Raw genomic sequence first — 21011 nt, 5'->3', positions numbered from 1 at the left:
GGCCGGGCGGGCAAGGCCGCTCAGGTGAAGGCGTACTGCGCGAAGCCGGACACCGGCCGGTAGCCGAGGCGCTGGTAGAGGGCGTTGCTGGTGGGGTTGGCCAGGTCGGTGAAGAGCACCACCTCCCGCGCCCCCGAGGCACGCACGGCCCGGCTCAGCTCGGCCGTGACGGCACCCGCACAGCCCCGGCCGCGCAGGGGCGCGGGGGTGTAGACGCCCGTGATCCGCACCTGTCCGGCGACCTGCGGCGACCGGCCGGCCATGGCGGCCGGCTCGCCCTGCGGGGTCTCCCGGAGCAGCACGTCACCCAGGCGTGTCCGGTTCTGTGCCCACGCGTGCCCGCCCCGTCCGGCGGGTTCGCCGACGGCGGCGCGGAACTCCTCGTACCAGCGGGCCAGCAGCTCGCGGTCCTGTTCGGCCACGGCTCTGGCCCGGCCCGGCGGCAGCGGGCGGGGAGGACGCAGCTCGCCCAGCCGGTACAGCCGCTGCCGCCGGGCCAGGGCGACCTCCGCTCCGGTGATCCGCTGCCAGGCCGCGGCGAAGATCTCGGCGGTGTGCCGGTCGGCGCTGACACCGGTCAGGGGTGCCCGGGCGCCGTCCGGGTCCGTCCCGCCCGTCCCGTCGTGGCGTGCGGCCGGCCGCCGGGCCAGGGCGTCCGCCTCCTGCTCGGTCAGGGCGGTCAGGACGGCCGGGTACGGGGATGTGCGGACGCAGGCGGCCCGCACCGCGCGGGTGCCGTCCTGGCCGGCCGGGCCTTCCAGCACGCCGAACTCCGGTCGCGCGTGGCCGTAGGCGGCGGCCCCGTGCGAGCGCAGGTTCTCCGTCACGGTCAGCTAGACGGTGTGCGCGGCGGGCCGTGAGCGCAGGAACGCTCCGGCGCGGGCGAGGAAGGCGTCCACGTCACCGGTGAGATACCAGTCGCAGCGGGTCATGCCCCACGATGCGGCGGGCGGCGGTTGCCGGGCCAGGGAGTTTCACCGGGGCGGTTCGGGGTCGGTGGCCAGCCGGGCGTGCAGATGGCAGTCGCGGAAGGCGTCCCGGCGTCCCTCCTCCCACATCGCGCCGCGCAGCGTGCCCTCGTACGGGAAACCGCACCCTTCGGCGACGCGGCAGGACGCGGTGTGCCCGAGGGCGTGGCCCAGCTCCAGGCGGTGCAGGCGGTAGTCGGTGAACGCCCAGCGGGTCACGAGCCGCAGGGCCCGGGTGGCGACCGTGCGGCGGCGGGCCTCGGGCAGCACCCAGTAGGCGACCCGGCCCCTGCGCAGGTGGCGGCTGACGTCGTCGACGGCGATGTGGCCCAGGATCGCCCCGGTCGCCTCGTCGGTGACGCAGAAGGGGATCGCCGTGCCGTCGACGGCGCCGCGTACGACGGAGGTGAGCGAGGAGCGTGCGTCGTCCAGGGTCTCCACCGGCAGCAGCGGGGTGTTCCAGCGCCGGAACTCGGGGTCGGTCCGTCCGCGCAGCCAGGCCTCGACGTCGTCGTCGCGGTCCGGATCCCACCGGCGCAACCACAGCCCGTCTCCGCGCAGTTCGGGAGCGGGGGCGGCTGAGGACCCCGGGCGTATGTCGTCCATCGCACCATTGTGGCCGGGGCGCCGGACACGTCAACGGCGGTCCGTCTCACCGGCCGTCCGTGTCACCGGCGGTCCGGGCGCCGGTGACACGGACCGGATCACGGACCTGGGTCCGGGTGGCGGCGCGCTCATGCCCGCCCGAGCACGGCACCGCGCGCCGCCATCCGGCTCCGGCGCACCGCCCCCACCCCTTGGGCCCCGAAGGAACCGACGGACGCCGACCGCACGACTCACACTCGCCGAGGGCTTGCGGCATCCCGGCCCGCCCTCGACGTCCCCTCACGGCGAATCGCTGCCACCAGCGTGATCAACCGGCCACGAGGCGTCAACAGCCCCTCGGGGATTTACCCGTTATGCCGGTATCGCAACGGGCGCGCGCGGAAGCAACCCCGGCGCACGGCCGGCCGCGTCCCCGCGCACTCGTGCACAGGCATCGCACAGCACGGGCACGGCTCTCCTGCCTCGCCCCGTGCACACGTGCGCCCGCTACGGAGTCAACCGCGTGGCCGTCTGCACCGCTTCGTACGCCGGACCGCCGAACACGGGCTTGTCGTACGGCTGCCGGCGTGCGGCCTCCTCGCATTCCGCGGTCTCGCGCGGCCGTCCGTCGTCGCGCCCGGTGCGGCCGCCGCGGGCGGCCGGGGCCGTGGAGGCGTCGGGGGTCCGCGGCGGTGCGCAGCGGTCGAGTTCGCACCAGATCCGCTTGCCCGCACCGTCGGTGCTCCATCCCCAGCGGTCGGCCAGGCCGTCGACAAGGGCGAGGCCGCGTCCGCCGGTGGCGTCGTCGTCCGGGCAGCGCGGCACGGGGGCACGGGAGCTGGCGTCCGCGACCTCCAGCCGCACCGGGGCCGCCACCGCCTCGCCCGGCAGGGACAGCCGGAGCACGGCCGGAGCGCCGGTGTGCACGACGGCGTTGGTGACGAGTTCGGAGACGAGCAGGACGAGCGTCTCGGCGAGCGGGTCCTCGGCCGCTATCCCGGACACCGCGAGCCGGGCGCGGGTCCACCTGCGGGCCCGCCCCACCTCGGCGGGATCGGGCCGGATCTCCAGCTGCACTTGTAGCACCTGCACCGCTCACACCATCCGAACCGGCGGACGCGCGGCCCCGCATCGGGCGGGGCCCACGATCGCAGCCATCTCCTGTATGGCCGGCACCACGGCCACGGCGGGGATCACGGAACGTGACTCCCTTGTGGAACAGCATGGTTGACGTACCGTCACCGCAACAAGCGCTTCGGGCATATTCCCGCGCGAAGGAGTGCTCGTGCGGCATACTGTGCGACGCCCGCCGCGGGGAGTCGAACAGGCGGGCAGCGACAACCGTCCGACCTGGCGAGCCGCGGCATGCACCGCCCGGTCCGGGGCCATCACCAAGGCCGCACCGGGACGGCAGGTCCTCGGAACCACTCGCACCCCACACAAGGTACCGGAGCGCGAGGGCGACTCCGGTACGTGACGAGTCCCCGTCGGGGCGACCGCGCCATGATCACGCAGGGTAATGCCCCAGGCATCACGTTCCGTGACGGTCCGTTCGCGTCCGGCCGCGAGGGCCGGTGCGCGGGTCAGGCGGACAGGGGCTCCTCGTCGACCGCCGCCGCGAGGTGCGGGTACACGTCGAACAGGCGGCGGACGCCGAGCGCGGCGAGCACCCGGTTGACGTGGGACCCGTCCTCGGCGCCGCCCGCCGGGAGGATCAGCCGCAGCCGGCCCCGGCAGGAGCGGATCAGGCGGCGTGCGGCGATGAGGACGCCGACGCCGCTGGAGTCGCAGAAGAAGACGTCCCCGAGGTCGAGCACGAGATCATGCCGTCCGTGCGCCACGACGTCGTGGATGCGCTGGCGCAGTACCGGCGAGGTCACCAGATCCAGTTCGCCCGTGACCTGGAGCACACTCCACTCGCCTCGCTCGTCGCCGGTCACCTTGAACGCCACGGCCTGCCCTCCGCTCGCCGGATCGTGCCGGGAACCGCCCGGAAAACGGAGCCAGTTCCTACGCCTCTTTCCGCGCGGCTGCCCAGCGGCCGTTCCCCCAAACACCGCGCGGCAAACCGTGCGCGTGCATCGGCGCACATCTTCTGGTCAGGTGCGGTGCGGGCCGGTGCATCCGCCCGCGTCGGCGCGCATGGGTGCGCGCCGGTCCGCATCGGTGCGCACCGGTGGCTGCGCGATGCGGGTTTCGGGATGCGGGAGCCGGGGTGCACAACGCGGCGCGCGTCGGCCACCGTACACGCCGACGCCGGCGTCCCCTGCCTCCCCCGTCACCCCCGCGCCGCGGGCGCCCGCACGGCGGAAGGCCGGCACGGCGGCACGGCAGCACGGCGGTGGCTAGGCGAACACCACCGTCCGGCGGCCGTTGAGCAGGATGCGGTGTTCCGCGTGCCACTTCACCGCGCGGGCCAGTGCCTGGCACTCCACGTCCCGACCGATGGCGACCAGCTGGTCGGGGGTGACGTCGTGGCTGACCCGCTCGACCTCCTGCTCGATGATCGGGCCCTCGTCCAGGTCGGCCGTCACATAGTGGGCGGTGGCACCGATCAGCTTCACACCCCGGGCGTGCGCCTGGTGGTACGGCTTGGCGCCCTTGAAGCTCGGCAGGAAGGAGTGGTGGATGTTGATGATCCGGCCGCTGAGCTGCTTGCACAGGTCGTCGGAGAGGACCTGCATGTAGCGGGCGAGCACGACCAGTTCGACCTGTTCCTCGCGGACGATCTGAAGCAGCCGGGCTTCGGCCTCGGGCTTGGTCTCCTTGGTGACCGGGATGTGATGGAAGGGAATGTCGTACGACGCCACCAGCTCGGCGAAGTCGGTGTGGTTGGACACCACTGCCACGATCTCCACCGGCAGCGCACCGATCCGGGCGCGGAAGAGCAGGTCGTTCAGGCAGTGCCCGAACTTGCTCACCATCAGCAGCACGCGCATCTTCTGCTCGGCCCGGTGGATCTGCCAGTCCATCGCGAAGGAGTCCCCGACGGCCGCGAAGCTGGCGCGCAGCTTCTCCAGGGTCACCGACGCCTCTGCGGAGAAGTGCACCCGCATGAAGAACAGTCCCGTGTCCTGGTCGCCGAACTGCTGGCTGTCCACGATGTTGCAGCCGGTCATGAACAGGTAGCTCGACACGGCGTGCACGATGCCCCGCTTGTCCGGGCAGGACAGGGTCAGAACGTACTGGCCGGCGGCCGGGGCCGCGGCTCGGGGGGACTGCTCACTCATGCAGCACAGGGTCTCATGCCGGGCCCGGGACCGGGGCGCGCCGTCCGTTACGCGGACCGGGTCAGGATGCGCAGCACCTCCAGGCTGCGCGGCGGCGCGTCCGGGTCGTCGCCGTCGGCGGCGGCCATCCGCACATGCGCCTCCCGCGCCGCGCGCACCGCCTCCGGCCAGCCCGAATGCTCGAGGTAGGCGGCCACCGGGGCGTCCGGCCCGACCTCGTGCATGATCCGCAGCACGCTCAGCACGGCCGCGTCGACCAGCGCGGCCTCCTCGGCGTCCCGGAAGATCGTGCCGATGTACTTCTCGGCGGACCAGTTGTCCAGCCAGGTGTCCTCGACCAGGCGGTAGACGGCGTCGGTGACGTCGCCGTACCCGTCGACGCCCGCCTGCCAGACGTCCCGCTGGAACACGGGGTCGGAGAGCATGTGCAGCGCGGAGCGCACATGGCTGCGCCAGCGCCACCACGGCATGTCGTTGAGCGGCATGGTGCCCATGGTGGAGGAGCGACGGCCGCGGCGTGAAGGGGTCTCCGAACTGTGCACGGTCATTGATCGTACGGTCTTCTTTCCGTGGCACCGTCCGGCCCTCCCCGCGCCCGCCCGCGGGCTCCGGAGTCGGCGACGCACGCTGGCGAGACCCACGTCACCCGGCCGTCACGCCGGGTCGTCGCCGGGTCGGGCCGGGCCCCGGGGCCCGGGCGGGCGGCGGTTCACAGCTCGGTCGGCTGGCGCTGGGTGAGGCCGTACTGCTGCGCGATGGTGTTCCACAGCTGCGCGGCCTTGTTCTTCTGGGCGCTGGCCACCCCGCTCTGCTGGTTGCCGGCCTGGGACTGGGAGGTGGTGCGGGCCTGGCCCTTGTGGCAGCCCTTCTTGCCGCGGGTCTGATCGGCCCAGGCCGCATAGTGCTGGTCGGCCGACGCGGACGCCTGCCACGCCTTGGTGAGGGCGGCGGTCAGCTCGGCGTGCCCGGGCAGTCTGTCGACGGCGAGGGCGCCCAGCCGGGTCACCAGTTCATTGCGCTGCTTGGCCGCCGCACGCAGGTCGGAGGCCGCCTGTTCGAGGTTGTCGCACTTCTTGACGTCGGCGACCGCCTTGATCACGGAGGCGCGGCTGCTGCCGCTGTCGGCGAGCAGCTGGTCCAGCGCGACGGCCTGTTCCCGGGCCGGGTCGGCCGTGGGCGAGGCGGAGGCGGCGGCCGAGGGGGCGGCCGAGGCGACGGAGGTGTTCGTCTTGGCGCTGTCGTCCTCGCCGCCGCCGCTGAGCAGGGCGCCGGCGCCCACACCGACCACGACGATGCCGACGCCGGCGGCCGCGATCATCGGCACGCGCGAGCCGGACCGCCGGCCGCCGCGGCCGCCGCCCCGGTTCCCCGCGGGGGCGGACGGGCCGGCCGGGCCCGCGGGTGCGGGCTGCTGGAGGCGGGGCAGCTGCTGGGTGGCCGGCGCGCTCCGGGCGCCGTCGCGGAAGAGGTTGTCGAACTCGGCGGGCGTCTGCCGCCCGCCCTGGCCCGCGCCGTAGGCGGGGCCGCTCTGGGCGCCCACGGGGGGCATGTACTGCGTCGGCTCGGCGTCCGGGTTGCCGGAGGACGCCGTGGGCATCGCACCGGGCGCCACCGGCGGCAGGTACTGGGTCGCGCCCTCGTCCGCCGGTGCGGCGGCCACGGGCGGTATGTACTGGGTGGCCCCCTCGTCCCCGGCGGGGGACGCGCCGACCGGCGGCAGGTACTGGGTCGCCGCCTCCGAGGCGGCCGGAGCGCCGGAGGCACCCGCGGGGCCGTAGGCCTGCCCCGCCGGGCCGGCCTGGTCCGCCGGGGGCAGCGGCGCGCCGCCCTGCGGCGCCGGGTAGCCGTAGGAGGCGGACGTCTGCGGCGCCGGGGCGGCCGGGTAGCCGTAGGAGCCGCCCTGCGGTCCGGGCGCGGGTGTGCCCTCCGGCGGCAGCGGTCCGGCCCCGGCGGGCGCGGGAGACTGGGCTGCCGTGCCGTAGCCGTTCCACGACGCGGCGGGTGCCGCCGGCCAGTCCTGGCCCGAGGACCGCGGGGGCGTCGTGTGCCCTCCGTCCGGACCCCACGGCCCGCCCCAGGCCTGTCCGCCGGCCGGGGCCGCGGCGGGCGGCTCGGCACCGGCGGGCTGAGCGGGCGGCAGACCACCGGGTCCGGCCGGACGGCCCGCCGTGCCCGGCAGCAGAGGCTGCCCGCCGTCGGAGGGCAGCACGATGCCTTCGCGCGGCACCCGCGCCGAGGGCTCCTCGCCCTGTCCACTCTGCGTCACCGGGACTCCTACGACTGGGGGACCTTCTGAATCGTCGGCTCACGCTACCGGATCCGTTCACGTCCGTGTGGGGGCATGCGGGGCGTGCGGGCCCGGCCTGGACGGGACGTGAACGCGGCGGTGGACGCGCCGGGGCGGCCGGGCGCAGCCGACGGCCGGGCGGACGCGGCGAGGAGCGGGACGTGCGGCGACGCCGGCGCGGTGCGGCTCAAACCGCGCGGCACCACGGCCTTCGCCGATGCGACGGGCGGCGGCGCCCGCCGTGACGGGCCGGAGCGGATGCCGTCAACTTCCCCTGAATCACTTCGGGTTGACGGACGGCGCACGCTTCTTCCCCGCCGCCGCAGTGACGAAACCCACATGCCGTGTGCCGCACGGAACGCACACGGCATGCGCACATGGCCCGCACCGTCCCCGGTACAGGCCATGTGCTGCCGTACGGCCGGGCGGACCGCTGGTGTTGAGTGCTTGGCCGGCACCCCGGGCCGCTGCCGGGGCCGCAGAAGCGGTCCGGTGCCGACGCGGGCTCCCCGCGCCGGCCGCGGCAGCCGCCCGGCCGCGACGCGGGGAGCCCGTACGGCCCCTCAGGCGGCCAGCTGTGTCTCCAGCCGGGCGCCGAACTCCCTGACCACGGCCTCGTCCCGGTACGGTTCGAGCCGCTGCTGGAGGTCCTCCAGGTACTCGGTGCCCCGGCGGGAGCGCAGGCCCTGCAGCAGTTCCACCGCCTTCAGGCCGGTGGCGCAGGCCTGTTCGACCTCGCGCTGCTGCACCTGCGCCGTGGCCAGGAGCACATAGCCGATGGCCCGGCGGCGTACCCGGGTGGGCGGATGCGCCGCCAGCGCCGCCTGAGCCTGCCGGGCCGCGGCGTCCGCCTGGCCCAGGTCCCGGTGGCAGTGCGCCAGTTCGTCGGCGAGGTAGGCCTGGTCGAAGTGGGCGATCCAGGCCGGGTCGTCCCCCGAGTCCGCCTCGGCCGCCTCCATCGCGCTCACCGCGCGGCCGGCCGCCAGCTGCGCGGACCGCACGTCGCCCATGAGGGCGTGGCCGCGCGCCTCCGCCGCGTGGAACATCGCCTCCGCGCGCGGGGTCACCCGCCCGCGGGCGCCCTCCTGCGCCGCCCTTGCCAACTGCGCGATTTCCCGCGGGTTTCCGAGCTGGGCGGCGAGGTGGCTCATGGAGGCGGCGAGCACATAGCCGCCGTAGCCGCGGTCCCCGGCCGCCTGGGCCAGCCGCAGGGCCTGGATGTAGTACCGCTGGGCCAGGCCCGGCTGGCCGGTGTCGACGGCCATGTACCCGGCCAGTTCCGTCAGCCGCGCGACGGCGGCGAACAGATCACGGCCGACGGCCTCCCGGTACGACCCCGACAGCAGCCCGGAGACCACGCTGTTGAGGTAGTGCACGACCACCGGGCGCACATGGCCGCTGCCGTAGCTGTGGTCGAGGTCGACCAGTGCCTGCGTCATGGCGCGCACGGCCGCCACGTCGGACTGCCCCACCCGCGGTCCGGCCGAGCGCGCGACCTGCCCGTCCGGCGCGGAGATCAGCCAGTCCCGGCTGGGCTCGACCAGCGCCGAGGCGGCCACCGACGAGCCGGAGAGGAAGTCCCGGCGGCCCACGTCGCTGCGCCACAGTTCGCAGACCTGCTCGATGGCCCCCGTCACCGTCGGGGAGAACTGCAGGCCCACCCCGGAGGCGAGGTTCTTGCCGCCGGCCATGCCGATCTCGTCGATCGTGACCGTGCGGCCCAGCTTGCGGCCCAGCGCCTCCGCGATGATGGCCGGGGCCCGTCCGCGTGGCTGCTGTCCGCGCAGCCAGCGCGCCACGGACGTCTTGTCGTACCGCAGGTCGAGGCCGTGCTCGGCGCCGCACATGTTGACCCGGCGGGCCAGTCCGGCGTTGGAGCAGCCCGCTTCCTGGATGAGCGCCTGCAGCCGTTCGTTCGGCTGCCGCGCGACGAGAGGCCTTGCGGCCATGGCGTAAACCCCCTGCTTCCTGGCGGCTCGCGTGGCTGCGGTGCCTGCCCACGCACCGACGCTGACGTGTTCTGCGCGGCCGGTCCGCCTCCCCTCCCGCGACCTGGGTCGCGGGCCGGGCGGCGGTCCGGCCGTGAAGATCAATGCCCCACCGGCATACCGACAATGCGGGACATGCACGGATTGCCGGGGTAAAGGCGCATGTCGCCCCTCACGGAACTACCCCGCATCCGCCGACCGCCCTCCCGCGCGCCCCCGCCCGTGCATCCATGCGCCCCGTGCGGCGAATCGATGCACCGCCACGGGCGCGGGGTGCTCGCGTAACCGGTCAGGAGTACGGGAGTTGAGTGGGGCGTGGACGAGACGATCGCGGGCGCGCACGCCGTACAGACTGCCGGTCAGATCCCCCCGCAGCGCGGGGAGACGTCGCTCCAGACCGCGGTGCGCTACGCCGGGGAACGCCACTGGGACGTGGTCCCCGGCACCTGGCTGGTGTCCGACGGCGCGGTGCAGCGCTGCTCCTGCGGTGACCCGGTGTGCGCCGCGCCCGGCGCACACCCGGCGCGCGAGGACTGGGCGACGACGGCGACGGGCAGCCCCACCGTCGCCCGCCGGCTGTGGCAGGCACAGCCCGCCGCCTCGGTCCTGCTGCCCACCGGCCGTGCGTTCGACGCGCTCTGCGTCCCGGAGACGGCCGGTTTTCTCGCCCTGGCCCGGCTGGAACGGATGCGGACGGCCCTCGGGCCGGTGACGCTCACGCCGCTGCGGCGGATGCAGTTCTTCGTCCTGCCGGGGACGAGCGCCAAACTGCCCAAGGTGCTGCGCACGCTGGGCTGGTCGCCGGGATCCCTGGATCTGGTCGCGCTGGGCGAGGGCGCCTACGTGGTGGCGCCGCCCACCCGGTACGGCACGCGCGGGGCCGTGCAGTGGGCCCGCCGCCCGACGTCCGCGAACCGCTGGCTGCCGGACGCTGAGGAGCTGATCCCGGCACTCGCCTACGCCTGCGCCCGGGAGAGGTGACCGCCGTCGCGTCCAAAGACGCCGCGCCCCGGGAAGCGGCAAGCGCCGCTCCTCCGTCCGCCCCGTAGGGTCGTGCGGGAGGGAAGGAGGAGCGGCCATGGCCACAGCCGCACTGCGCATCGAGGGGCTCTGGAAGCGGTTCGGAGGGCACACCGCCGTCGCCGGCATCGATCTGGAGCTGCCGGCCGGGAAGTTCATCGGGCTGGTGGGGCCCAACGGTGCCGGGAAGACCACCACCCTGTCCATGGTGACCGGACTGCTGCGGCCGGACGAGGGCACCGTGGAGGTCGCCGGGCACGACGTGTGGCGGGATCCGGTGGCCGTGAAGGCGCGGATCGGGGTGCTGCCGGAGGGGCTGCGGCTCTTCGAGCGGCTGTCCGGGCGTGAACTGCTGTCGTATTCCGGGCGGTTGCGGGGGCTGCCCGGCGATGAGGCGGACCGGCGGGCCACCCAGCTGCTCGACGTGCTCGACCTGGCGGGCGCCCAGCACAAGCTGGTCGTCGACTACTCCACCGGCATGCGGAAGAAGATCGGTCTGGCGGCCGCGCTGCTGCACAACCCCGAAGTGCTGTTCCTGGACGAGCCGTTCGAGGGCGTCGACCCGGTGTCCGCGCAGACCATCCGGGGCGTCCTGGAGCGCTACACCGCCTCCGGCGCGACCGTGGTGTTCTCCTCGCACGTGATGGAACTGGTGGAGTCGCTGTGCGACTGGGTGGCCGTCATGGCCGCCGGCCGCATCCGTGCCCACGGCCCGCTGGCCGAGGTGCGCGGGCAGGCCCCGACCCTGCAGCAGGCGTTCCTCCGCCTGGTCGGCGCGCAGGGCCGCGACGCCGGCTCGGACCTGGACTGGCTGGGCGGCGGTACCCGGTGAGCGCCACAGCCGTCCCCGTCCCGCCCCGGAGCATCACCCCCGTCGTCGTACGGCTGAAGCTGGCGCTGCTGCTGAGCGGGCTGCGCCGGTCCTCCGGCCGCCGCGCCGCCTACCTCTCCTCGGCGGTCGTCGCGCTGCTGTTCGGTGTGGCGCAGCTGTGGGGGTTCGTGCTGCTGCGCGACCTGCCGCACATCGCGTCGGTGGCCGTGCTGGGCGCGACCGTGCTGGCCCTGGGCTGGGCGGTCATGCCGCTGTTCTTCCCCGGTGGCGACGAGACGCTCGACCCGACCCGGCTGGCGATGCTGCCGCTGCGTCCCGGGCCGCTGGTGCGCGCGCTGCTGGCGGCCTCGCTGGTCGGCATCGGACCGGTGTTCACGGTGCTGCTGCTGGTGGGGTGCGTGGTCGCGGTGGCCGACGGGGCGGCGGCGTGCGCCGTGGCGGTCCTCGCGGTGCTCCTGGCGCTGCTGGGGTGCGTGGCGCTGGCGCGGGCCGTGGCCGCCACCAACATCCGTCTGCTGTCCAGCCGCAAGGGGCGGGACCTGGCGGTGCTCAGCGGGCTGGTGGTCGCGGTCGGCGCGCAGCTGGTCAACCTCGGTGCGCAGCACCTCGGGCAGGCGGGCCTGGGTCAGCTCGACCCGGTCGCGGACGTGCTGCGGTGGGTGCCGCCCGCCTCGGCGGTCGGCGCGGTGGACTCCGCCGCCCACGGCTCCTACGGCGCCGCGGCGGCCCAGCTCGCCCTGGCCGCGGCGGCCGTGGCCGTGCTGCTCGGGGTCTGGGCGCGCAGCCTGACCCGGCTGATGACCGCACCGGACTCCTCCACCCTTCAGCCCATTGACGCAGCCGGCCGCGGCCGCGGCCGGACCCGCGGCCGGCTGCGGATGCTGCCGGCCGGGCGCACCGGCACCGTCATGGAGCGCAGCCTGCGCTACATCTGGCGGGACCCGAAGACCAAGGCCGCCTGGGCCACCGCGCTGGCCGTCGGCCTGCTCGTGCCGCTGGTCAACGCCGCGCAGGGCACCGGCTCGCCGTACATCGCCTGCTTCGCGGCGGGCATGCTCGGCGTGCAGATGTACAACCAGTTCGGGCAGGACTCCTCCGCGTTCTGGATGGTGGCGCTGACCATCTCCTCGCCGCGGGACGCCTGGCTGGAGCTGCGCGGCCGCGCCCTGGCCCTGCTGCTGATCACCCTCCCCTACGCCACGCTGGTCACGGTGGTGACGATGGCGGTGCGGGGGGACTGGGCGCGGCTGCCGGAGGTGCTGGGGCTGTCCTTCGCGCTGCTCGGCGCGATGCTGGCGACCGGGGCGTGGACCTCGGCGCGCTTTCCGTACTCCATTCCGCAGGAGGGCTTCAAGAACGTGATGCCCGGGCAGGCCGGCCTCGCCTGGATCTCCGTGTTCGGCGGCATGGTCGCCGCGGTCGTGCTGTGCGCCCCGGTCGTCGCCCTGGCGGTCTGGGTGCGCCTCGGCACGGCCGGCGGGGCCGTGAGCGCCGTGCTGCTGCCGGCCGGCGCGGTGTACGGCGCGGCGATCACCTGGCTGGGGCTGCGGCTGGCGGCCCCGCGCACGGCCGCCCGCCTGCCGGAGATCCTGGACGCGGTCAGCAAGGGCTGAGCAGGCGCGTCCCCTTCCTCGGCCGGGCGGTCAGCCGGCGAGGACCGTGCCGAGGAAGGGTTCCAGGACGGCGCGCCAGGCCTCGGGGCGTTCGTAGTGCAGGTAGTGGCCGGCGTCGGGGATCTCCGCGTACTGGCCGCGGGGCAGGACCCGGACCATCTCCTGGGCCTCCGCGCGGCCCAGCTCGCCGTCCAGGCCGCGCACGACCAGGGCGGGGCAGCCGACGAGGGCCAGCTCGTCCCAGTGGGCGTCGAAGGCCCAGGTCGCGCGGGCGGCGAGGATGTGCGCGGGGTCGAAGACCGGACGCCAGCCGTCTGCGCACGCGTGCAGGACCTCGGCGTAGAACGCGCCGCGGGCCGGGCTCGGGCGGTCCACGCGGGGGTCCTGCTCGGCGAACCAGGTGCGGGCCTGGTCCAGGCCGGCGAAGGGCAGCGGCCACGCCGCGAGCCAGGACTCCCACTCCCGCTGCGAGGCGGAGCCCAGCGCCGAGGCCCGCATGTCGCCCACGACCAGCGCGCGCACCAGGTCGGGGCGTGCGGCCGCGAGCTGCCAGGCGGTCAGCGCGCCCATCGCGTGCCCGACGACGACGGCCGGGCCGAGGCCGAGCTGCTCCACGGCGGCCTGCACGTCCTCGACGAAGGCGTCGCGGGTGTACGCCTCCGGTGCGGGTTTGCCGCTGTGGCCGTGGCCGCGCAGGTCCAGGGCGACGACCCGGTGCCGCGCGGAGAGCCAGCGGGCGGTGGCGGCCCAGTGGGAGGCGCGGCCGGTGAGCCCGTGGAGCAGGAGCACACCCGGCCGCGGGTCCGTGCCGTGTGCCGGGACGGCGTCCCGTGTCCCGTCCTGGCCGGCGGCCGTCTCCGGCCCGCCGGACTCCCACGCGGCCAGCCGTACGCCGCCCGCCCCCGTCACATCGATGCGCCGCGCCACTGCGTCCACCCCCTGGCTGTGCCGCCCCCCTGCCGTCGTGCGGCGCGTGCGGCCCGTCGCCCGCAGACTATCGAATACGCATTCGAAAATGTCGGTCCCATCGGCAACACCCCTCGTTCGAGTGACCCCCCGTGATGCATGATCGCCGCTGCCGCGGGGAGATCTTCACCGGGAGGCGGACCGCTCGGGGATACAGGTCCGAGGGGGACGACCCTGAGAGCTCGGGGCTCCGGGTCGACGCAAGGGGAGGACAGGCCCCGGCGCCACGCGGCGCCGGGGCCTCCGCACGGTCCCGGCCCGCACACCCCGCCTGACCCGGGGCCTGCCGGACCCTCCGCTCCGGCGCCCGGCCGGGGCCCGGCCCCGGTCAGGGCTTGGCGACGAACACGTGGGAGGCGACGTCCGGGTCCAGCTCGGCCGCCTCGCCGCCGCTGCCGACCAGCACCCCGGCCACCGACTCGGTCACGCTCACCACCGAGCCGGGCTGCACGCCCGCGCGGCGCAGCGTGTACATCAGCTGGGCGTCCGTCTGGATCGGCTCCCCGATCCGGCGGACCACGACCGTCTTGCCGTCCGCGCCCGGGTCCAGGTCGGCCAGCGACACCATGCCCTCGTGGAGGAACGGGTCGGCGCCGTCCTTCTCGCCCAGCTCCTCCAGGCCCGGGATCGGGTTGCCGTAGGGGGACTCCGTGGGATGTCGCAGCAGCTCCAGCACCCGGCGCTCCACGGCCTCGCTCATCACGTGCTCCCAGCGGCAGGCCTCGGCGTGCACCTGCTCCCACTCCAGGCCGATCACGTCGACGAGCAGACACTCCGCGAGCCGGTGCTTGCGCATCACGCGCGTGGCCAGCCGGCGGCCCTCCTCGGTCAGCTCCAGATGCCGGTCCGGGGCCACCGAGACGAGCCCGTCACGCTCCATCCGGGCGACCGTCTGGCTCACCGTCGGCCCGCTCTGGTCGAGCCGTTCGGCGATGCGGGCGCGCATGGGGACGACGCCTTCCTCCTCCAGTTCGAGGATGGTGCGGAGATACATCTCCGTCGTGTCGATCAGTCCGGACATCCGTGCCCCTCGATTACCTCTGCCGGAGGCTCGACCGCTTCCGGCGCGTGCGCTGGCCCTGTCTTCAATTCTGACGCATCCCGCCGACAATCGAGGCGTCCCGCGCAAGCCCGGGGGATCGCGGGCCCGGAGCCCCGGCCTCCGGTTGCCCGCCCTCCCGGCGGCCGGCCGGGACGCGGCCTCTTGACAGCGCTCCGGCGCGGAGCCCACCGTGATCGGCGGCACGCGGCACCGGCGCCGCGGCCCGGCACCCGGAGGGATCCCATGAGCGAGCGCACACCGGCCGGCCGCTATCTCGACGCGGCCATCGGGCTGCTGAGGCGGGTCCGCGACGAGGAGGCCGAGGCGATCGCGGCGGCCGGCACCCTGCTCGCGGACACCGTGGCCGGCGGCGGCCGCCTGTTCGCCTTCGGCGCCGGACACTCCTCCCTCGCCGCCCAGGACGTCGTCTACCGCGCCGGCGGCCTGGCCCTGATGAACCTGCTCGCCGTGCCCGGCGCCGTCGGCGTCGACGTCGTGCCCGCCACACTGGGCTCCGCCCTGGAACGCGTCGACGGGCTGGCCGGCGCCGTCCTGGACAGCTCACCGCTGCGCTCCGGCGACGCCCTGATCGTCGTCTCGCTCTCCGGGCGCAACGCCCTGCCGGTGGAGATGGCCCTCGGCGCCCGCGCGCGGGGCGTGAAGGTGATCGGCGTGACCTCCGTCGCCTACGCCGCCGAGACCACCTCGCGGCACTCCTCGGGCACCTTCCTGAAGGACCACTGCGACCTCGTCCTCGACTCCAAGATCGCGGTCGGCGACGCGGAACTCACCCTCGACGGCGTCGCCGCGCCCTTCGCCCCCGCCTCCACGGTCGTCACCTCGGCCCTGCTGCAGGCCGTCCTGGCCACCGCCGCGAGCACCCTCGCCGACCGCGGGATCGAGCCGCCGCTGCTGCGCTCCGGCAACGTCGACGGCGGCCACGAGTGGAACGCCCGCGTCTTCGAGCAGTACGCGGACCGCATCTTCTACCGGCACTGACCGCGTCTGCCGCCGGCACTGACCGCGTCTTCCGCCGGCACTGACCGCGTCTTCCGCCGGCACTGACCGCGTCTTCTGCCGGCACCGCAGGGGGCCGGCCCGCACCCGCGCCCGACCCGGCGCGCACCCGCGGCCGCAGCCCCCGTGGTGAGACCCGCCGTGACGGGTACACGGCACACGGCGGCGCGGCACCGGCGGGCCCGGTGCGGTGAGAGCCGGCCGATCTCAGGGAACCCGGTGTGCGCTGCGTCACGTTCGCGTTGAATGATGGCCAGTGAGCGGATCCGCGCACCGTACGTGCGGACGCAGCCTGCAGTGGGGGTTCAGGTGAGTGCTTCCCGGCGCAGTGGAGCCGCGGACGACCGTGCCGGACCGCGGGAGCAGCGCGGCCCGGGCGGACAGGACGCCGCCGGCGCGGCCGACGGTGCCGGCGCCGATCTGCTCGCCGCCCTTCTCGACGGCATGGACGCGGCGCTGTGCGCCTTCGATGCGCAGGGCACCGTCACCCACTGGAACCGCGAGGCCGAGCGCATCCTCGGCTGGAGCGCCGCCGAGGCGGTCGGCCGGCACGGTTTCGCCGGATGGGCGGTGCGCAGCGCGGACGCCGAGGAGGTCGAGCGGCGGCTGATGTCGGCGATGCACGCGCCCGGCCGCCAGGTGCACGAGTTCGCGCTGGTCACCAAGGACGGCCGCCGTGTCCTGGTGCGCACCCAGTCCGCGGCCGTGCGCGGTCCCGACGGCACGCCCGCGGGCGTGTACTGCGCCTTCAGCGAGGTGCACGCGCAGATCGACCTGGAGCGGTCCATCGCGCTCAGCGAGGCGCTGTTCGAGGACGCCTCCTGGGGCGTGGTCCTGGTCGACGCCGATCTGCGGCCGGCCGTCGTCAACGCGCACGCGGCCCGCGCCCTCGGCGTCGGCCGCACGGCCGCGCTCGGCCGCCCGCTGGGCGATCTGCTGTGCCGGGGGGTGGAGGAACTGGAGAGCGCGCTGGCCCACGTCCTGGCGGAGGGTGCGCCGCCGGCGCCCGCGGAGATCTGGGTCGGGGTGCGCGGCCCGGAGGGCGAGCGGCGCCGCTGCTGGCGCAGCGGCTTCGTCCGGCTGTCGTCCCCACTCGCGGAAGAACCGGTTCCGCTGGGGGTGGCCTGGCTGTTCACCGACGTCACCGACACCAGGCAGGCCGAGCAGGAGGCGGCGCTGCTGCGGTTCCGCACCCAGCAGCTGCACCGCGCCGTCCGGGTCGCCGCCGAGTGCGAGGACCCGCTGGACGCCGCCACCTGCCACCTCGACTTCGCGCTGGCCGGGTTCGCCGACCACGCCCTGCTGGACCGGGTGAGCGGCCCGGCACCGCCGGGCGACGGCGCGAAGGGGACACCGGTGCGGCTGGTCCGCGTCGCCGCCACCCCGGCCACCGGTGCCGGGCCCAGCGTGGTCACCGGCCGCGCGGGCCTGCCCGTCGGCTACGGGGAGGGGCACCCCGCCCTGCAGTGCGTCGAGCGGGGCTCCTCCGTGCGGGCCGGCGCGGGCACGGCGACGGCCGACCGCGCCCGCTCCTGGGCCCTGGCCTGCCAATGGCCGGCGGAGACCGTGCACGCGCTGTGCACTCCGCTGCGCAGCCGGGGCCGCACTCTCGGGGTCCTCACCTTCCTGCGCGGCCCCAGCCGTTCCCCCTTCGACCGCGGCGACACCGCCCACGCCGAGGACGTCGCCGCGCATGTCGCCGCCGCCCTGGACCTGGCTCGGAGCGCGGACGCGGAGAAAAGCGGTTGAAGTGCTGCCGGAGCGGTTCCTAGGGTGGCGGTACACGAGAAGGGAGGTGGTTCGGCAGATGTATGACTACCGGACGCGTGAGGTGGCTGCGGGCTAGCGGCCCGTCACCCACCGAGTGCGGTGCCGGACCAGCACGTGTTCCGTGCGTGCAGCCGGCCCAATCCCAAGCAGTCACCCGGCCCGCGAGCTGCCGGTACGTCCGGCCGGCTCCTTGCGCCCCAGGCGCCAGGACCCAGCTCGCGGGCCGTCTGCGTGCACAGAACGGTCCCGGGTCCGCGGTTCAGGGGCTGAGCCGCTCCACGCGCCAGCCGCCGTCCGGTCCGGCGACGTAGCGCAGACGGTCGTGGAGGCGGTTCTCCCGTCCCTGCCAGAACTCCACGGACTCGGGCACGACCCGGAAGCCGCCCCAGTGCGGCGGGACGGGGACCTGCTCGCCCTCCGGGTAGCGAGCGGCCAGGGCGGCGTAGGAGGCATCGAGTTCCGCCCGGCTCGCGATCAGCGTCGACTGGGCGCTGGCCCAGGCGCCCAGCTGGGAGCCGTGCGGGCGGGTGCGGAAGTACGCGGCGGTCTCGTCCCGTCCGGTGCGGCGGGCCACGCCCTGGACGATGACCTGGCGGGCCATGGGGTGCCAGGGGAACAACAGCGAGACGTACGGGTTCTCGGCGAGGTCGCGGGCCTTGCGGGAGCCGTAGTTGGTGTAGAAGACGAAGCCCTGCTCGTCGAAATGCTTGAGCAGGACGGTGCGGGAGCTGGGCCGGCCCTCGGCGTCGGCGGTGGAGACCACCATGGCGTTCGGCTCGAACAGGTGCGCCTCCGCGGCGGCCAGCCGGAACCAGCGGGCGAACTGCTCCACCGGGGTGGCGGCCAGGTCCGCCTCGGTCAGGCCCTCCGCACGGTAGTGCTTCCGCATGGCGGCCAGGTCGAACGGCGCGGTCTCCCGCGCCCGCGCTGTTTCGGCGTCCCGGACGTCGCGCGGTCCGGTGTCTCGTGTTCCGGCGTCTGGAGCGGTCACGCGGTCATCTTGCCCCATGCCCGGCGGCGCCCGGCGGCAGAGGTGTCCCGTCTCACGCCTGGCACCGGGTGTCAAAGAGCCTCCTCAATCGTGGCACCCGGGGTTATGGTGCTGCTCCCGTCTCCGGCCGGGTGAGCGCCGGCCGTGCGGGGCACCCACTCAGGTACCGTCCCGGGCCGCGCGCCGGTGTACGCGACCGCGGACCGCTCGGGCCTGCACATCCCACGCAACCGACACCGCCGCATTCCCGACCCGCCGGCACTGGGCCGTCGTCGTCCAGCGCACGCACCATCTGCCGCACCGACCACGAGGAGCCGCCTGATGTCCGATTTCGTGCCCGGACTCGAGGGAGTCGTCGCGTTCGAGACGGAGATCGCCGAACCGGACAAGGAGGGCGGCGCCCTCCGGTACCGGGGCGTCGACATCGAGGATCTGGTGGGTCACGTCTCCTTCGGGAACGTGTGGGGGCTGCTCGTCGACGGCGCCTTCGACCCGGGGCTGCCGCCCGCCGAGCCGTTCCCGATCCCCGTCCACTCGGGTGACGTACGGGTGGACGTCCAGGCGGCGCTGGCGATGCTGGCGCCGGTGTGGGGGCTGAAACCGCTGCTGGACATCGACGCCGAGCAGGCCCGCGAGGACCTGGCCCGGGCGGCGGTGATGGCGCTGTCCTACGTCGCCCAGTCGGCGCGCGGGCAGGGGCTGCCGATGGTGCCCCAGCGGGAGATCGACAAGGCCCGCACCATCACCGAGCGGTTCATGATCCGCTGGCGCGGGGAGCCGGACCCGAAGCATGTGGCGGCCGTGGACGCCTACTGGACATCGGCCGCGGAGCACGGCATGAACGCCTCCACGTTCACCGCCCGGGTCATCGCCTCCACCGGCGCGGACGTGGCGGCGGCCCTGTCCGGAGCGGTGGGCGCGATGTCCGGTCCGCTGCACGGCGGGGCGCCCTCCCGGGTGCTGGGCATGATCGAGGAGATCGAGCGGACCGGGGACGCGGAGGGCTACGTCAAGGCGGCGCTGGACCGCGGTGAGCGGCTCATGGGCTTCGGTCACCGGGTCTACCGGGCGGAGGACCCGCGGGCGCGGGTGCTCCGCCGCACCGCCCGCGAGCTGGGCGCGCCGCGTTTCGAGGTGGCCGAGGCACTGGAGAAGGCGGCCCTCAAGGAGCTGCACAACCGGCGCCCGGACCGGGTGCTGGCCACCAACGTGGAGTTCTGGGCGGCGATCGTGCTGGACTTCGCCGAGGTGCCGGCGCACCTGTTCACCTCGATGTTCACCTGTGCGCGCACCGCGGGCTGGTCGGCGCACATCCTGGAGCAGAAGCGGACCGGCCGTCTGGTGCGCCCCACGGCCCGCTACGTGGGTCCGGGCCCGCGCAGCCTGCGGGAGGTCCCGGGGTACGACCACATCGCGCACTGAGCCGGACCGGGCGGGAGGGCCTCGCGCCGAACGCGCCATACGGCCCCGCGGCCGCACCGAGCGCGCCATACGGCCCCGCAGCCGCACCGAGCGCGTGCGCACGAGATGTGCCCGGCGCGGGCGCGGGGCTGCGGGCGTCGCCCCCGTGACCCGTGCGCCGGCGGTCAGGAGTCGCGGGGCGCGCGGGATCGCGCGCCCCGCCCGGCCTGCGTCCGCACCGCGCCCATGCTGGCCACGACGACCAAGGCGATCGCGACGACCTCCAACGGCACGAGGGACTGGCCGAGGACCAGGAACCCGGCCGTGGCGGCGATGGCCGGCTCCAGGCTCATCAGGATCGCGAAGGTGGAGGCGGGCAGGCGGCGCAGCGCGAGCAGTTCGAGGGTGTAGGGCAGCACGGACGACAGCACCGCCACCGCCGCACCCAGCCCGAACGTCGTCGGGTCCGCGAGCTTCGTCCCCGACTCGGCGATGCCGAGCGGCAGGAACAGCACCGCGCCGACCGCCATCGCCAGGGCCAGCCCGTCGGCCTGCGGGAAGCGCCGCCCGGTCCGCGCGCTGAAGACGATGTACGCCGCCCACATGGCTCCCGCGCCCAGCGCGAAACCCACACCGGCGAGGTCCAGACCGCGGAAGCCTCCGCCGCCGAGGAGGAACACCCCGCACAGCGCCAGCCCCGCCCACAGCACGTTGATCAGCCGGCGGGAGGCCAGCACGGACAGGGCGAGCGGGCCGAGCACCTCCAGGGTGACGGCGGGGCCCAGGGGGATGCGGGCGACGGCCTGGTAGAAGAGGCCGTTCATCGCGGCCATCGCGACGCCGAACACGACGACCGTGCCCCAGTCGGCGCGCGAGTGCCCGCGCAGCCGGGGCCGGCACACCGCGAGCAGCACGATCGCGGCCACCAGCAGCCGCAGGGTCACGACGCCGAGCGCACCCGCGCGCGGCATCAGGCTCACCGCCAGCGCGCCGCCGAACTGCACCGAGACACCGCCGGCGAACACCAGGCCGACCGGACCGAGGGAGCCGAACCGCCCCGAGGGGCGGGGAGTTCCACCGGGTCCCAGGGCGGTGGCCGGGGCCGGCGAGGACTCGGGGGCGGTACGGGGCGTGCTCACGGGCGGTCCAAGGGGAGGTGAGAGTTCGGGTTCTGGCTCTGGGTCACGTCGGGGCGCTTCGCTTCTCGGGTGGGCCGGTCGGGTCGGTCCTGGGGTGGCGGGCGAATCCCGCCGCGTGGGGCCACACGGGGTGAGGCCCCCCGAAGCGCTCAGCGTAGTGGC

18 protein-coding genes are annotated in these 21011 nt (G+C 75.0%); 6 read left to right on the top strand and 12 right to left on the bottom strand.

The annotated features are described in order from the left end of the window. Positions 1-20 precede the first annotated feature (20 nt). The 8 genes from IE286_RS09875 to IE286_RS09840 form a co-directional block, all read right to left on the bottom strand. Complete coding sequence (locus IE286_RS09875; protein WP_308115056.1) at positions 21-827, bottom strand: GNAT family N-acetyltransferase; 807 nt, start codon at positions 825-827, stop codon at positions 21-23. Between the two features lie 147 nt (positions 828-974). Beyond that, on the bottom strand, positions 975-1574 hold the full coding sequence (locus IE286_RS09870; protein ID WP_189796244.1) for a GNAT family N-acetyltransferase: 600 nt from the start codon (positions 1572-1574) through the stop codon (positions 975-977). A 486-nt stretch (positions 1575-2060) separates the two neighbouring features. Beyond that, positions 2061-2630 carry an ATP-binding protein gene (locus IE286_RS09865; protein ID WP_189796290.1) on the bottom strand — a complete coding sequence of 190 codons (570 nt, stop codon included), beginning with the start codon at positions 2628-2630 and terminating at the stop codon, positions 2061-2063. A 506-nt stretch (positions 2631-3136) separates the two neighbouring features. Next, positions 3137-3505: an STAS domain-containing protein gene (locus tag IE286_RS09860; protein ID WP_189796243.1), complete on the bottom strand. Its 369-nt coding sequence runs from the start codon at positions 3503-3505 to the stop codon at positions 3137-3139. A 393-nt stretch (positions 3506-3898) separates the two neighbouring features. After that, entirely contained in the window at positions 3899-4783 is an 885-nt protein-coding gene (gene purU, locus IE286_RS09855) for a formyltetrahydrofolate deformylase (protein ID WP_189796242.1), read from the bottom strand. A gap of 47 nt (positions 4784-4830) precedes the next feature. Next, positions 4831-5331 (bottom strand): SCO4402 family protein, encoded by a 501-nt coding sequence (locus IE286_RS09850; RefSeq protein ID WP_189796241.1) that lies wholly within the window; start codon positions 5329-5331, stop codon positions 4831-4833. Positions 5332-5492: 161 nt separating this feature from the next. Then, entirely contained in the window at positions 5493-7049 is a 1557-nt protein-coding gene (locus IE286_RS09845; RefSeq protein ID WP_189796240.1) for a hypothetical protein, read from the bottom strand. A 584-nt stretch (positions 7050-7633) separates the two neighbouring features. Further along, on the bottom strand, positions 7634-9019 hold the full coding sequence (locus IE286_RS09840) for an NsdA family TPR-like regulatory protein (protein ID WP_189796239.1): 1386 nt from the start codon (positions 9017-9019) through the stop codon (positions 7634-7636). 354 nt (positions 9020-9373) lie between these two features. Between IE286_RS09840 and IE286_RS09835 the strand changes: the two genes are divergently transcribed. From IE286_RS09835 to IE286_RS09825, 3 genes are all read left to right on the top strand, one after another. Further along, on the top strand, positions 9374-10039 hold the full coding sequence (locus tag IE286_RS09835) for a bifunctional DNA primase/polymerase (RefSeq protein WP_189796238.1): 666 nt from the start codon (positions 9374-9376) through the stop codon (positions 10037-10039). Positions 10040-10136: 97 nt separating this feature from the next. Next, positions 10137-10910 carry an ABC transporter ATP-binding protein gene (locus IE286_RS09830; protein ID WP_189796237.1) on the top strand — a complete coding sequence of 258 codons (774 nt, stop codon included), beginning with the start codon at positions 10137-10139 and terminating at the stop codon, positions 10908-10910. After that, positions 10907-12523 carry a transporter gene (locus IE286_RS09825; protein ID WP_229862199.1) on the top strand — a complete coding sequence of 539 codons (1617 nt, stop codon included), beginning with the start codon at positions 10907-10909 and terminating at the stop codon, positions 12521-12523. The genes IE286_RS09830 and IE286_RS09825 overlap by 4 nt, the downstream gene beginning before the upstream one ends. Before the next feature lie 30 nt (positions 12524-12553). Here the strand turns inward: IE286_RS09825 and IE286_RS09820 are convergent, their stop codons facing one another. Both IE286_RS09820 and IE286_RS09815 read right to left on the bottom strand, forming a co-directional pair. Next, on the bottom strand, positions 12554-13450 hold the full coding sequence (locus IE286_RS09820; protein WP_189796288.1) for an alpha/beta fold hydrolase: 897 nt from the start codon (positions 13448-13450) through the stop codon (positions 12554-12556). A 367-nt stretch (positions 13451-13817) separates the two neighbouring features. Further along, positions 13818-14510, bottom strand: a complete 693-nt coding sequence (locus IE286_RS09815; RefSeq protein ID WP_189796236.1) for an iron-dependent transcriptional repressor DtxR — start codon at positions 14508-14510, stop codon at positions 13818-13820. Positions 14511-14774: 264 nt separating this feature from the next. On the opposite strand from IE286_RS09815, the gene IE286_RS09810 reads away from it, so the two are divergent. Together IE286_RS09810 and IE286_RS09805 are read left to right on the top strand one after the other, a co-directional pair. Next, positions 14775-15530, top strand: coding sequence for an SIS domain-containing protein (locus IE286_RS09810; protein WP_189796235.1), 756 nt, complete (start codon positions 14775-14777; stop codon positions 15528-15530). Between the two features lie 264 nt (positions 15531-15794). Continuing rightward, on the top strand, positions 15795-17297 hold the full coding sequence (locus tag IE286_RS09805) for a PAS domain-containing protein (protein ID WP_189796234.1): 1503 nt from the start codon (positions 15795-15797) through the stop codon (positions 17295-17297). Between the two features lie 280 nt (positions 17298-17577). On the opposite strand, the gene pdxH is transcribed toward IE286_RS09805, so the two are convergent. Next, entirely contained in the window at positions 17578-18207 is a 630-nt protein-coding gene (pdxH, locus tag IE286_RS09800) for a pyridoxamine 5'-phosphate oxidase (protein WP_189796287.1), read from the bottom strand. Between the two features lie 423 nt (positions 18208-18630). Between pdxH and IE286_RS09795 the strand changes: the two genes are divergently transcribed. Continuing rightward, positions 18631-19731, top strand: a complete 1101-nt coding sequence (locus IE286_RS09795) for a citrate synthase 2 (RefSeq protein WP_189796233.1) — start codon at positions 18631-18633, stop codon at positions 19729-19731. 164 nt (positions 19732-19895) lie between these two features. On the opposite strand, the gene IE286_RS09790 is transcribed toward IE286_RS09795, so the two are convergent. Then, positions 19896-20849, bottom strand: a complete 954-nt coding sequence (locus tag IE286_RS09790; protein WP_189796232.1) for an EamA family transporter — start codon at positions 20847-20849, stop codon at positions 19896-19898. Positions 20850-21011: the final 162 nt, after the last annotated feature.

The sequence above is a fragment of the Streptomyces thermodiastaticus genome (assembly GCF_014656135.1).
Lineage (GTDB): Bacteria > Actinomycetota > Actinomycetes > Streptomycetales > Streptomycetaceae > Streptomyces > Streptomyces thermodiastaticus.
The sequence above is the reverse complement of the archived record's forward strand: the minus strand, read 5'-3'. Positions and strand labels throughout refer to the sequence as shown.

Bases quoted from the DNA above. Each gene is read 5' to 3' on its own strand.
- purU (WP_189796242.1), bottom strand. From the start codon at position 4,783: ATGAGTGAGCAGTCCCCCCGAGCCGCGGCCCCGGCCGCCGGCCAGTAC.
- pdxH (WP_189796287.1), bottom strand. From the start codon at position 18,207: ATGCGGAAGCACTACCGTGCGGAGGGCCTGACCGAGGCGGACCTGGCC.
- IE286_RS09805 (WP_189796234.1), top strand. From the start codon at position 15,795: ATGATGGCCAGTGAGCGGATCCGCGCACCGTACGTGCGGACGCAGCCT.
- IE286_RS09850 (WP_189796241.1), bottom strand. From the start codon at position 5,331: ATGACCGTGCACAGTTCGGAGACCCCTTCACGCCGCGGCCGTCGCTCC.
- IE286_RS09840 (WP_189796239.1), bottom strand. From the start codon at position 9,019: ATGGCCGCAAGGCCTCTCGTCGCGCGGCAGCCGAACGAACGGCTGCAG.
- IE286_RS09870 (WP_189796244.1), bottom strand. From the start codon at position 1,574: ATGGACGACATACGCCCGGGGTCCTCAGCCGCCCCCGCTCCCGAACTG.
- IE286_RS09810 (WP_189796235.1), top strand. From the start codon at position 14,775: ATGAGCGAGCGCACACCGGCCGGCCGCTATCTCGACGCGGCCATCGGG.
- IE286_RS09795 (WP_189796233.1), top strand. From the start codon at position 18,631: ATGTCCGATTTCGTGCCCGGACTCGAGGGAGTCGTCGCGTTCGAGACG.
- IE286_RS09830 (WP_189796237.1), top strand. From the start codon at position 10,137: ATGGCCACAGCCGCACTGCGCATCGAGGGGCTCTGGAAGCGGTTCGGA.
- IE286_RS09815 (WP_189796236.1), bottom strand. From the start codon at position 14,510: ATGTCCGGACTGATCGACACGACGGAGATGTATCTCCGCACCATCCTC.